Origin of the sequence: Gordonia sp. LUNF6, from assembly GCF_047041125.1 — a bacterium.
Classification (GTDB): Bacteria; Actinomycetota; Actinomycetes; order Mycobacteriales; family Mycobacteriaceae; genus Gordonia; species Gordonia sihwensis.
Genome location: NZ_CP178181.1, coordinates 2,153,950 through 2,166,739, shown reverse-complemented (window position 1 = coordinate 2,166,739; position 12,790 = coordinate 2,153,950). Strand labels below are relative to the sequence as shown.

Sequence of the window (12,790 nt, the reverse complement as noted above, 5' to 3'; positions counted from 1 at the left end):
CCCGCTGTTACGGCGCCGCCGCCAGGTAGACCACCTTGCTGATCGCGACCGCGGCCGCGGGCTCGGGGAGCGGCATCGGGTCGGCGATCGGGCCGAAGGTCACGGTCGGCGTCGGTGCAGGCAGCGGCCCGGCACCGCGGAAACCCGCCTTGGTCAGGATCTGCATCTGGGCCGGTTTGCGCGCGAAGGTGAAGAACTGAGAGACGGCGTCGCTGACGTGCGCCGGAACCGACTGGCCCGACAGTTTCACCACCGGATAGTCGGCCGACGGAGTCGGGCCCTTCGGCGCGACCACCGCGACCCGGGCGGTCTTGTCGTCCTTGGTGAGCATGTAGAGGTGCTGCTCGGTCACCGACACGGCGCGGACCGGCGCATCGGAGGGATCGCCGGTCCCGGCGATCGAGTCGACGGCGGCGTCGATGGAGCCGTCCCCGACTTTCGGCGGAGCCGACATGAGCTGATCGAGCGCAGCGACCACCTCGGGTGACTGCGCCTGTCGGAGAGTGAGCGGCTTCTGGGTCGGGACGGTCGCGGCCGCGACTGCTTGGGCTCCCAGTGCGGTCGCGGCCGACTGCGGGCCGGTGGGCATCGCGATGCGCATCGAGCCCCACGACGATCTGCCGTACGCGGAGAGGGAATTGGCGCGGGTCTGCGCGGGCAGGTCGGACCACCCGATGCGGCCGTCGGCGGCCTTCGCGATCTCGGGCTCCATCGCCAGCCGGACCGGCGACGACACGAGCGATTCCGGGTTGCCCTGGAGCACGTCGGGCTTCGCGGTCTGCAGGGCCGCGGACCAGATGGACGACTCGGGCACCCAGGCGGCGGGGAAATCACCGTAGGTCTGCGCGTCCCACTTCTGGGCGGTCAGACCCTCGAGAGTCGCGCGGGCGTCGGCGGGTCGCACGTCCACGGTGATGCAGTGGTCGCGGACCACCGGCTCGGTGTTGTTGTAGTCCTGCGCGATCCTCTGCAGACCCGGTGCGATCGCGGGATCGGCCAGAACGGAGATCTTCGCCGGTCCCTCGAGGCACTCACCGGCCGCCACCGGCTGTTCGTCGTCGATTCGATCGCCGAGTTGACGCCACGCCGTGACGATGCCCGCGATCAGAATGATCGCGAGGACGAATGCCAGCAGCGGTCGGCTGATGTAAGTCCGACTGCGTCCACCCGAATTGTGCTTCGCCACTGATCGTCCTTCCTCCGGCGATTCGTGTCATGCCAGGCCGATGCGCGTCCAGCGGGCCGATGCACCGAGCCCGGACCGAGAATCCGGTCCGGGCTCGGTGGTCTGCACCTTCCGTGTATATCAGGCGTTGGCTGCCTTGTACTCGCGGCGCGCGGCGTGCAGCAGCGGTTCGGTGTACCCGCTCGGCTGCGTCGCGCCCTTGAGGATCAGGTCCTTGGCGGCCTGGAAGGCGATGTTGCCGTCGAAGTTCGGTGCCATCGGACGGTAGGCGGGATCGCCGGCGTTCTGCCGGTCGACCACCGGTGCCATCCGCTCGAGCGCGGCGACGACCTCGTCCTCGGTGACGATGCCGTGACGGAGCCAGTTGGCGAGCAGCTGGCTGGAGATGCGCAGCGTTGCGCGGTCCTCCATCAGCGCGACGTCGTGGATGTCCGGCACCTTCGAGCAGCCGACGCCCTGGTCGATCCACCGGACCACGTAGCCGAGGATCGACTGCGCGTTGTTGTCGAGTTCCTCGCGCTTCTCCTCCTCGCTCCAGTCGGTGCTCTTCGCCAGCGGGATGGTCAGGATGTCGTCCACAGACGCCGGTTCGCGCTTGGCGATGTCGTCCTGACGCTCGAAGACGTCGACCTCGTGGTAGTGGAGCGCGTGCAGGGTGGCGGCGGTCGGCGACGGCACCCACGCGGTGTTGGCACCGGCGTTGGGGTGACCGATCTTCTGCTCCAGCATGTCGGCCATCAGATCCGGCATCGCCCACATGCCCTTGCCGATCTGCGCCTTGTGCTGCAGACCCGCGTGCAGACCGGTGTCGACGTTCGAGTCCTCGTACGCGTTGAACCAGGTCTGGCCCTTGATCTCGGCCTTGCGGACGAACGGGCCGGCCTCCATCGAGGTGTGGATCTCGTCGCCGGTGCGGTCGAGGAAACCGGTGTTGATGAACACCACGCGCTCGGAGGCCGCCTTGATCGACGCCTTGAGGTTCACCGACGTGCGGCGTTCCTCGTCCATGATGCCGACCTTGAGGGTGTTGCGCGGCAGGCCGAGGACGTCCTCGACGCGGCCGAACAGTTCACTGGTGAAGGCGACCTCGTCGGGACCGTGCATCTTCGGCTTCACGATGTAGATCGAGCCGGTGCGGGAGTTCTGCAGACCTTCGGCGCTCATACCGTGGATGCCGATCGCCGAGGTGATCAGCGCATCCATGATGCCCTCGGGGACCTCGTTGCCGTCGGCGTCGAGGATGGCGGGGTTGGTCATCAGATGGCCCACGTTGCGGACGAAGAGCAGCGAACGACCGTGCAGTTCCACCTCGCCGGTGCCGTCGGGCGCGGTGTAGACCCGGTTCGGGTTCAGCGTGCGGGTGAAGGTCTTACCGCCCTTGTTGACTTCTTCGGCCAGGTCGCCCTTGTTGAGGCCGAGCCAGTTGTGGTAGCCGAGCACCTTGTCGTCGGCGTCGACCGCGGCGACCGAGTCCTCGAAGTCCATGATCGTCGTGACGGCGGATTCGACGGCGACGTCCTTGACGCCGGCGGCGTCGGTGGCGCCGATCGGCGACTCCGGATCGATCTGGATCTCGACGTGCAGACCGTGGTGGCGCAGGAGGATGCCCGACGGCGCTGCGGCGTCGCCGGTGTAGCCGGCGAACGCGTTCGGGTCGGCGAAGGTGGTGGTGGCGTCTCCGATCGCGGCGACGACCTTGCCGTCGACGACGGTGTACGAGGTCACGTCGGCGTGGCTGCCCTGCTCCAGCGGCACGGCCTTGTCGAGGAAGGCCTTGGCGAACGCGATGACCTTGTCACCGCGGACCTTGTTGTAGGACGAACCCTTCTCGGCACCGCCGGTCTCCGGGATCGCGTCGGTGCCGTAGAGAGCGTCGTACAGCGAGCCCCAGCGCGCGTTGGACGCGTTGAGGGCGAAACGGGCGTTGAGAATCGGCACCACCAGCTGCGGTCCGGGGATGTTCGCGATCTCCTCGTCGACGTTCTCCGTGGTGATCTGGAAGTCCTCGGGCACCGGGACGAGGTAGCCGATCTCGGTCAGGAAGGCCTTGTACTCGTCGAAGTCGAAGTCCTGGTGGTCGCGGTGCCAGGCGTCGATCTTGGCCTGCAGGTCGTCGCGGACGGCGAGCAGCTCGCGGTTGCGGGGAGCGAGGTCGTTGATCACGGCCGCAGCGCCCGCCCAGAACTTCTCGGCGTCTACACCCGTGCCGGGAAGCGCTTCGTTGTTGACGAAGTCGTAGAGGACTTCGGCGACCTGCAATCCGTTGACGGTGACGCGTTCGGTCATGGCAACCTTTCCTTTGCGAGTGCGTACTGCGGGAACGTCGGCTGCGTGCCGGATGACTCCGGAAGCGGCCCGCCCACAATCATTCATGTTACAAGGGGTTACCAGCGAGTATTTATCCGAGGCCGACCGATTCGAGAAGGCTGTCGCAGGTTGTGATGAGGGCCTCACGGAGTTCCTGCCCGCGCCGCGCGATAGCCGCCTGCTCGCGGACGTACCGGGCCCGCCCCTCGGGCGTCTCGATGGCCACCGGTGCGTAGCCGTACGAGGTGAGGTCGTACGGACTGGCTCGCATGTCGAGTTCCCGCGCGTCCAGGGCCAGCTCGAAGCAGTCGGCCAGCAGGTCCGCCGGGAGCAGTGGCGTGAGGCGCAGACAGTAGCGGTACAGGTCCATCGTCGCGTGCAGGCAGCCCGGCTGCTCGTTGTCGACGGCTCCGGCTCGACTCAGGGCGGTGGCGTTGCGCCCGACCGCGTCCGCGGTGAAGAACCGGAAGGCGTCGAAGTGCGTGCACGCGAGTGTGCTCTCCTCGACCACGGCGTCGGTGCCGCGCGCGCCGAGCCGGAGCGGCAGTTCGTGACGGGTCTCGTCGGCGCGATACACCATCGCCCACTCGTGCAGGCCGAGACAACCGAGGCGCGGTGCGCGGTTCGCCGTCGCCCGCGTGATGCGGACGGTGTCGGTGAGCAGCCGGACCCGGGACTCGAGATGTTCGCGCGTCACCTCTGCGGTGCCGTCGACATCGACGCGGTAGCCACGCAGACCGGAGTAGCGGTGGGCCTGGGCCAGCCGCACACCGTAGCCGGGATGCCAGCGCAGCACCTGACCGGGGCGGGCCGAGTAGTAGGTGAACAGGAAGTCGATGACCGGGTGCTTGCGTCCTTCGTTCCGCATCCGCAGATACGGACCGATGAGGGTCTCGACGCGCTCCCGGTGGGCGTCGGCCCGGGACTGCCACTCCGGGCGCGACAGCGTCTCCTGCCGCTGCATCAGATGCGGTGCGTGGAGTCGCGGAGGTCGCCGACGAAGGCCTCCGCGAGGTCGGCGAGTGCGATGACCCCGATGATCGTGCCCGCCGTGTCGACGACCGCCCCGAGGTGGGCGCTGGTGCGGCGGAGCACGACGGTGGCTTCGTCCAGCGGTGTCGCCGAACCGATCTTCGGCAGCGGCCGGATCTGGTCCACACCGATGATCGACTCCGGGCCGACGGCCGGATCGAGGATGTCGTCGAGCACGTCCTTGATGTGCAGGTAGCCGATGAACGAGCCGTCCAACCCGCGGACGGGGAAGCGGGAGTAACCCGTCTCGCGCACCGCACGCTCGACTGAACCGAGTGTGGGACCGAGTCCGCCCGTCGATGCGTCGAGCTGAACGCGCACGCTGCGCACCGTGCTCAGCGGGATCATCAGTTCGGCCACCGTCCGTTCGACGGTCGTCAGTGCGCGGGTGAGCCGCTCGTGCTCGTCGGCGTCGAGCAGACCGAGCTCCCGGGACTCGCCGATCATGTCGGCCAGCTCGGCCTCGTTGACCGTGGTCGCCAACTCGTCCTTGGGCTCGACGCGCATCGCCCTGAGCGAGATGTTCGCCAACGCGTTGTAGAACCAGATCAGCGGCCGTGCGACGCGCATGAAGACCAGGTGCACCGGAACCACCAGCATCGCCACGGTCTCGGGGCCGGCGAGCGCGATGTTCTTCGGCACCATCTCACCCAGCAGGATGTGCAGGATCACCACGATCGCCAGACCGATCGCGAAGGCGATCGGGTGCAGCAGCTGACTCGGCACGCGCATCAGATCCAGCGGTGCGCTGATCAGATGGGCGATGGCCGGTTCGGCGACCCGACCGAGCAGGATCGAACAGATCGTGATTCCGAGCTGCGAGCCCGCGAGCATCAGCGACAGATGCTCGGAGGCCTCGATCACCGTGCGGGCACGCTTCTTTCCCGATTCCTCGAGGGCGACGAGCCGGTCCCGCCGCGCCGCGATGAGCGAGAACTCGCCGGCGACGAAGAAGGCGTTGGCGGCCAGGAGCACCACCGTCAGCAGGATTCCCCACCAGTCACCCACGGGACGCCTCCGTCCCGCCGGGCTCGGCACTGCCGTCGATGATCGTCATCCACACCTTGTCGACGCGGCGCTGATCCATCTGCACCACGGTCGCGCGCCATCGGGGTTCGGGTTCGTCGAGGAAGTTCTCGCCGGCCGACTCGCGCTGCGGAAGGTCGACGATGTCGCCGGTGCGCGGAATGCGGCCGAGGCAGAACATCACCAGTCCGCCGAGCGTCTCGTACGACCCCTCGGGTGCGCGGTAGCCGGTGCCGCTCTGCAGTTCGTCGAGCCGCAGCAGCCCGGAGCAGCGGAAGCCGTTGCCGACCGGAGTCACGTCCGACTCCTCGACGTCGTGCTCGTCGGTGACGTCGCCGAGGATCTCCTCGACGATGTCCTCCGACGTCACCAGGCCCGCGGTGCCGCCGTACTCGTCGATGACCACGCAGACCTCGAGGCCGTTCGACGAGATGCGATCCATCAGCGAGTCGCCGTCGAGGCTGTCCGGGACCCGGGTGATCGGGCGTGCCAGCGACCGCAGCGACGTGGTCGCGAGGCTCTGCGGCGGCAGGGTGAAGGCCTGCTTGATGTGGACGACGCCGACGAGGTTGTCGAGGTCGCCGCCTTCGGCGATCAGGAACCGGGAGTGGCCGGTCCGGGAAGCGGCGGCGATCAGATCGCGCACCGAGTCGTTGGGTTCGAGCGATTCGATCCGCACGCGGGGAGTCATCAGGTCCGCGGCCGTGAGATCGCCGAAACGCAGCGACCGGTCGACGAGAGTCGCGGTGTCGGGGTCGAGGGCCCCGCGCAGCGCGGAGTTGCGCACCAGCGCGGCGAGTTCGGCAGCCGACCGCGCCGACCCGAGTTCTTCGGTGGGCTCGATGCCCAGGCGCCGCACCAGTGCGTTCGCCGAGCCGTTGAGGCCGTTGATCGCCGGCCGGAAGAACGAGGAGAACATCGCGAGGGGAGTGGCGGTGGCGCGCGCGACCGCCAGCGGCTTGGTGATCGCGAGGTTCTTCGGTATCAGCTCACCGAGGACCATCGAGAGCGAGGTGGCGATGATCAGGGCCAGCGCCAGGGAGATGCCGTCGGCGACTCCGTCCGGAATCCTCATCGCCTCCAGCACGGGCGCGAACAGGGTCGCCAGCACCGGTTCGGCGATGTAACCGGTGATCAGCGTTGTGATCGTGATGCCCAGCTGGGCGCCCGACAACTGGAAGGAGAGGGATCGGTGCGCTCGGTCGACGGCTCGCGCACGGCGATCGCCGCGACGCGCGACGTCGCCCGCGATGGTGGACCGTTCGAGCGCGGTCAGCGAGAACTCTCCGGCGACGAACAGCGCCGTGCCCAGCGTCAGCGCGATGAATCCGGCCAGACTCGCGATGATGACGAATACGTTCACCGGCGCGGGTCACCAACCACCCGGGAGCGGGCGTCCCTCGGCGAAACCGGCGGCGGACTGGACGCCCAGTACCACCTTGTCGTGCAATTCCTGCAGAGTCGAGGCACCGGCGTAGGTCGCGGTGCTGCGGACTCCTGAACAGATGTGGTCGATCAAGTCCTCTACTCCGGGGCGGTCGGGGTCGATACGGATGCGCGAGGAGGAGATGCCCTCCTCGAACAGCGCTTTCCGGGCACGATCGTATGCGGCGTCGGCGGACGAACGCGCGGCGACGGCGCGTTTCGACGCCATGCCGAAGCTCACCTTGTATTCGCCTGCGGAGTCGGCGTGCAGGTCGCCCGGCGACTCGTACGTTCCGGCGAACCAGGAACCGACCATCGCATTCGATGCGCCGGCCGCCACCGCCAGCGCCACGTCCCGCGGGTGCCGGATGCCGCCGTCCGCCCACACCGCCGCACCGTGCTCGCGTGCGACGGCGGCGCATTCGGCGACCGCCGAGAACTGTGGCCGGCCGACGCCGGTCATCATCCGCGTGGTGCACATCGCGCCCGGGCCGACACCGACCTTGACGATGTCGGCGCCCGCCTCGATCAGATCGAGCGTGCCCTGTGCGGACACCACATTCCCCGCGGCCAGCCGGACGCCGAGATCGGCGCCCGCGATTGCGGCGAGCGCACTGATCATCTTCTCCTGATGTCCGTGAGCGGTATCGACGACGAGCAGGTCGGCCCCGGCCTCGACCAGTGCGCGGGCCTTGCCGACCACGTCCCCGTTGATGCCGACCGCGGCACCGATCCGGAGCCTGCCCGAGGCGTCCACGTTGGGGCGGTAGATACCGGACCGGAGCGCGCCGAGGCGGGTCAGCACGCCGGCGAGCTCGCCGGCTCCGTCGGTGAGTACGGCCAGGTCGGCGTTCGCCTCGACCAGCGCGTCGAAGACAAGCCGGGGGTCGGTCTCGGCGGGCAGGGTCACCGGCACGGGCTCGGCGACCGAGGCGACATCGGTGAAGAGGTCGATCTCGTGTCCGGGCGCCGCGCGTGGGATCAGTCCGATCGGCCGACGTCCGTCGAGGACCACCGCGTAGCCGTGCGAACGCTTCGGGATCAGTGCCTGCGCATGCGCCATCACGTCGGTCGCGCAGAGGGTGACCGGCGTCTCGGCCACCAGGTGCGCATTCTTGACGTAGGCGATGGTCCGGGCCGCGACATCGAGCGGCACGTCCTGCGGAAGCACCACCAGGCCGCCGCGTCGCGCCACGGTCTCGGCCATCCGCTTTCCGGCGATCGCCGTCATATTGGCGACCACCAGCGGGATGGTGGTGCCGGTGCCGTCGGAGGTCGACATGTCGACGTCGAACCGCGAGGCCACCGACGACCGGTTCGGAACGATGAAGACGTCGTCGTAAGTCAGGTCGTAGTGCGGTGCGTGGCCGTCCAGGAAGCGCACGGGGAACCTTTCATGTCACAGCGTCTCGGCGGTCGTCAGTGGTGGGCGATGAGGCGGCTGAGCTCGGTGAGCCAGGGGATGGCCACCGCGAGGGTCGGAACGACCAGGATGGCCGCGGCGAGCAGGTAGGCCGTCGCCGAGATGCGGCGTGCGGAGTGCATGTATGAGAGCCGCCGGACGCGGACGAGGGTGGTCGGGCCGCCGACCGCCATGGCGCCGCGAGGTGCGGTCGCGTCCGCGCAGGCCACCAGTGCGCGGCCGAGAGTGGTGGGAGTGGTGGCACGCGCGGCCTGATCGTCGGCCAGGGCCTCGGCCAGCAGTTCCACCGACCCGAGCGCGGACTTGGACCGGACGAATCGGGGGAAGGCCTCGTGCAGCGCGATGAATGCCTCAAGCACCAGATCGTGCCGGGCCCGCAGGTGTGCGCGTTCGTGTTCGATGACGGCGGTCAGCTCGCGCTCGTCGAGTCGAGCCAGCACCCCTTCGCTGAGGACTACTCGCCTGCGCAGTCCGGGCAGGCAGTAGGCGAGCGGCGCGGGGACGTCGAGGATCCGGATGTCGCGCCCGGCCGCGAGCCTGCGGTCGGCGTTGTCGACCAGGTCGATGAGCGTGCGGTGCGCATTGCGTCGCGCCCGCGTGCGGATGCCGACGCGGATCACGGTGTACATCAGGCGCGCGCCGATGAGGAGGGTCAGCGCGAAGACCGCGACGTAGACCGTCCAGAGAAACCAGCCGAGCCGGTGGATCTCTTCGATGGGATTGCTGGTCGGCGCACCGTTGGGCCCGGGCGAGAGCAGGTTGGCGGCGATCGCGAGCCCGGTGCTGAATGCCGACAGCACGGCTGCGAGGGCGATCGACTGCCACAGGGCCATCGCCGCACGCGGAGCGTAGAGCGGCCAGGTGGCGCGGGAGAGGGAAGCGGGGATCGGTCCGACCAAGGCGATCGTGAGGATGCCGAACAGCAGCGCCGTCATGGCCCTCCCCAGGTCGTCGGAGTCGGTGATCTCATGTCAGGGTAGTCAACTGTGGCTGCCGCGCGTGGTTTCCAGCTCATCGAGAGCTTCGCGCAGTGCCGCGGCTTCGTCCGCGCCGACTCGTCCGACGAACGAGACGAGGGCCGCGTGACGCGAGTCCGGGGCGTCGGCGGAACTGAGTGCGTCGACCATCAGCTTGGCCACGAGGTCCTCGCGCGGCGAGGTGGCCGTGTACTGGTGTGCGCGGTCGTCACGGATCTGGGTAACCAGACCCTTCTTGGTGAGACGCTGCAGCACGGTCATGACGGTCGTGTACGCGAGAGGGCGGCTCTTGGCCAGTTCGGCATGCACCTGACGCACGGTCTGTGGCGTCGCGGACGCCCACAGGGTGTCCATGACGGCACGCTCGAGATCGCCCAATCCATTCATCTTCTTCATCTTACGTCGACTCCCTGATTTCTCCGCTTCGTGCCGGTCATGGATCGTGTCGGTCGAGGCCGCCATCGCTCACGATTGTGTAACGCGTGAGGCGGGGAAGGAGTTCCCGTCGGCTCTGCGGCGGACCGTGTTGACACGAAACTAAGGTTAGCCTGCATTCATCACCAAGGATCGCGTGAGAGTCCTGAGGGCTGCAGAGACCCCCGATCCGCGACGGTGACCCCCGTGTTCGATGAGGAGCGCGGGGGTCACTGGCGTCTGGCCTGCCGGCAGTGGCAGGGTTCACGTATGGAAGAGACGTCAATTGCGATCGACCCGACCGAGGCCCGAGGCCTCGACCGACTCCTCGGCTTCACCGTGACCCACGCAGACGGCGAGGGACTGCGCGGCACGCTGGAACTCTCCGAGATCCACCATCAGCCCTTCGGCATCACTCACGGCGGTGTGTACTGCGCACTGGCCGAGAGCGCCGCGAGCATCAGCGCCTTCTGCTGGCTGCAGGAGAGCGGACTCGGCGGGACCGCCGTCGGTGCGAACAACTCGACCGATTTCCTCCGCTCGGTGTCGAGCGGGACGCTGTCGGTGTCGACCAGCCCGATTCACCGGGGCCGCCGCCAGCAGCTCTGGCAGGTCGACATCACCGATCAGACGGGCAGGCTCGTCGCGCAGTCGCGGGTCCGCCTGCAGAACATCGAGACACCCGCGGGCTGAGAATGCCGATCGGGCCCTCTCGCCGCGGCGAGAGGGCCCGGATCACGGGAACGATCGGTCAGCCGGCAGTGTCGGTCCGTTCGGGGCCGTCGCCGTCGGCGCGGGCGGCCTCGGCCAGCCGGAGCCGTTCGAGATAGGACAGTTCGGTGAGGGCGGTCCGCGCGTACACCTGCTGCTCGGTGACCGCCAGCTGAGTGCGCCCGCGGGTGTTGAAGGCGAAGAACCAGTTGATGATGGTGTTCAACCGGTTGCGGAAGCCCACCAGGTACACCAAGTGGAGTGCGAGCCAGCCGAGCCAGGCGATGTAACCCTCGCTCTCGAACTTCCACTTGGTTCCGGGGATCGGCACCTGCATCACGGCGCTGAAGCGTGAGACGGTGGCCATCGAGCCCTTGTCGAAGTAGCTGAAGGGCTTGCGCTGGTCGGGCGTCTGCCCCTTGCGGATCTCCGCGAGAATCGCGTCGGCGGCGTACCGGCCGCCCTGGATCGCGCCCTGCGCGACTCCGGGGACGCCGTCGACCGCCATCATGTCGCCCACGACGAAGACGTTGGGATGACCGGGGATCGTGAGGTCCGGTCCCACCTTCACCCGGCCCGCGCGGTCGAGTTCGGTGTCGGACTGATCGGCCAGCACCTTGCCGAGCGAACTGGCCTGCACACCGGCCGACCACACCTTGCACTGGCTCTCGATGCGCCGGGTGGTGCCGTCCTTCTCCTTGACGGTGAGACCGTCGTAATCGAGATCGGTCACCATCGCACCGAGTTGCACGTCCACGCCGAGGCGTTCGAGCCTGCGTCGCGCCTTCTCGCCGAGTTTGGGGCCGAAGGGCGGAAGAACGGCGGGCGAGGCGTCGAGAAGGATGACGTTCGCGTCGGTCGGATCGATGTTGCGGAACGCGCCGCGGAGCGTCTTGTCGCTCATCTCGGCGATCTGACCCGCCAGTTCCACACCGGTCGGGCCCGCACCGATCACGACGAAGGTCAGCAGCTTCTTCTGCTCGGCCGGATCGTTGGAGAGCTCGGCCTGCTCGAAGGCGCCGAGGATGCGGCCGCGCAGTTCCAGTGCGTGGTCGATGGTCTTCATGCCGGGTGCGTACTCGGCGAAATGATCGTTGCCGAAGTACGACTGGTCGGCCCCGGCGGCGATGATCAGGTCGTCGTAGGCGGTCTCGGTGACGCGCTCGAGCAACTGCGAGCGGACCACCTGGTTCTCGAGATCGATGTCGAACACCTCGCCCAGGAGGACCCGGGTGTTCTTCTGCTTCCGCAGCACCACCCGGGTGGCCGGGGCGATCTCGCCCTCGGCGATGATGCCGGTCGCGACCTGGTACAGCATCGGCTGGAACAGGTGATGGGTGGTCTTCGCGATCAGGGTCACGTCCACGTCGGCCTTCTTGAGGCGCTGTGCCGCGAACAGACCGCCGAAACCGGAGCCGATGATCACCACCTGTCGGCGGCGCCGCAGGCTGGTGGCTGGGCTGCTGGTCATTGAATGTCTCCTGGGTGGTGGGTTCACATGACGAGGTGAAGCGGATGCTCGGTGATGCCGGGCCCCTGACCGATCACGGTAGTCCGCGACGATCAGGCGGTCATCTCGACGGTGCCGGGGCCGCGCGCACGGTGCCGGGGTCCGGACGGTGCGACGGCTGCGGGCCGGCGGGTCCGGAGCCAATCGGCGCGGCAGATCTCGTACTCCACATCGTGACCGGTGAATCCGTCGTCGAACTGCTCGCGACGCAGGTGTTCGGCCGCCAGACGCATTCCGAGTTTCTGCATCACCCGCTGCGATCGCATGTTGTCCGGGTGAGTGCTGGCGAAGATCCGCTCGGTCCCGGTCTCGGTGAAGGCGACCGAGATCAGTGCGGACGCCGCCTCGGTCGCCAGTCCTCGGTGCCACGATTCGCGCCGCAGCCGGTAGCTGAGCTCCAGCTCCGGCACCGCCGAATGCCGGGGTGCCCGCAGCCAGACCCAACCGGTGAACAGCCGGGTTCGGCGGTCGAACGCGACCCAGAGGCCGGTTCCGCATTCGCGGAACTGCGCCTGGGATCGGGGGATGACCCAATCGGTGATCATCGCCGGCGCAGTGGCTTCGCCTCCGGTGACGAACTCCATCACCACCGGGTCGGCGTCCAGGCCGTGCAGCAGCGGTGCGTCGTGAGGTGCCACGGGGCGCAGCCGAAGTCGTCGAGTCCCGATGTCCACGTGGGGAGTGTATCGGCGACGACCGACATCGCGGCGCGACTTCGGGTCCGTCGGCGAGGCGCACCGACCGACCCGTCCCGGCGGGCCGGACTGTCGGAGGCGGGC

The 12,790-nt window shown here is 68.3% G+C and carries 11 protein-coding genes; 1 reads left to right on the top strand and 10 read right to left on the bottom strand.

The window, feature by feature from the left end; translation table 11 throughout:
- Positions 1–7 precede the first annotated feature (7 nt).
- From ACK8HH_RS10130 to ACK8HH_RS10095, 8 genes are all read right to left on the bottom strand, one after another.
- Positions 8–1,186 carry a hypothetical protein gene (locus ACK8HH_RS10130; protein WP_412475155.1) on the bottom strand — a complete coding sequence of 393 codons (1,179 nt, stop codon included), beginning with the start codon at positions 1,184–1,186 and terminating at the stop codon, positions 8–10.
- A gap of 120 nt (positions 1,187–1,306) precedes the next feature.
- Complete coding sequence (locus ACK8HH_RS10125) at positions 1,307–3,472, bottom strand: malate synthase G (RefSeq protein WP_222111436.1); 2,166 nt, start codon at positions 3,470–3,472, stop codon at positions 1,307–1,309.
- Between the two features lie 112 nt (positions 3,473–3,584).
- Entirely contained in the window at positions 3,585–4,457 is an 873-nt protein-coding gene (locus ACK8HH_RS10120) for a hypothetical protein (RefSeq protein WP_006895071.1), read from the bottom strand.
- Positions 4,457–5,533, bottom strand: coding sequence for a hemolysin family protein (locus tag ACK8HH_RS10115; RefSeq protein WP_006895070.1), 1,077 nt, complete (start codon positions 5,531–5,533; stop codon positions 4,457–4,459). Before ACK8HH_RS10115 ends, ACK8HH_RS10120 begins: the two co-directional genes overlap by 1 nt.
- Positions 5,526–6,914, bottom strand: coding sequence for a hemolysin family protein (locus ACK8HH_RS10110; protein ID WP_006895069.1), 1,389 nt, complete (start codon positions 6,912–6,914; stop codon positions 5,526–5,528). Before ACK8HH_RS10110 ends, ACK8HH_RS10115 begins: the two co-directional genes overlap by 8 nt.
- 9 nt (positions 6,915–6,923) lie before the next feature.
- A complete protein-coding gene (locus ACK8HH_RS10105) occupies positions 6,924–8,360 on the bottom strand; it encodes a GuaB1 family IMP dehydrogenase-related protein (RefSeq protein WP_006895068.1) in 1,437 nt (478 codons plus the stop codon).
- A gap of 35 nt (positions 8,361–8,395) precedes the next feature.
- Positions 8,396–9,334, bottom strand: a complete 939-nt coding sequence (locus ACK8HH_RS10100; RefSeq protein ID WP_062367702.1) for a M56 family metallopeptidase — start codon at positions 9,332–9,334, stop codon at positions 8,396–8,398.
- Between the two features lie 45 nt (positions 9,335–9,379).
- Positions 9,380–9,772, bottom strand: a complete 393-nt coding sequence (locus ACK8HH_RS10095; protein WP_278127390.1) for a BlaI/MecI/CopY family transcriptional regulator — start codon at positions 9,770–9,772, stop codon at positions 9,380–9,382.
- 288 nt (positions 9,773–10,060) lie between these two features.
- On the opposite strand from ACK8HH_RS10095, the gene ACK8HH_RS10090 reads away from it, so the two are divergent.
- Complete coding sequence (locus ACK8HH_RS10090; RefSeq protein WP_045537875.1) at positions 10,061–10,483, top strand: PaaI family thioesterase; 423 nt, start codon at positions 10,061–10,063, stop codon at positions 10,481–10,483.
- Between the two features lie 58 nt (positions 10,484–10,541).
- Here the strand turns inward: ACK8HH_RS10090 and ACK8HH_RS10085 are convergent, their stop codons facing one another.
- Positions 10,542–11,972, bottom strand: coding sequence for an NAD(P)/FAD-dependent oxidoreductase (locus ACK8HH_RS10085; RefSeq protein WP_006895064.1), 1,431 nt, complete (start codon positions 11,970–11,972; stop codon positions 10,542–10,544).
- Positions 11,973–12,064: 92 nt separating this feature from the next.
- Positions 12,065–12,685: a GNAT family N-acetyltransferase gene (locus ACK8HH_RS10080; RefSeq protein WP_006895062.1), complete on the bottom strand. Its 621-nt coding sequence runs from the start codon at positions 12,683–12,685 to the stop codon at positions 12,065–12,067.
- Positions 12,686–12,790 lie beyond the last annotated feature (105 nt).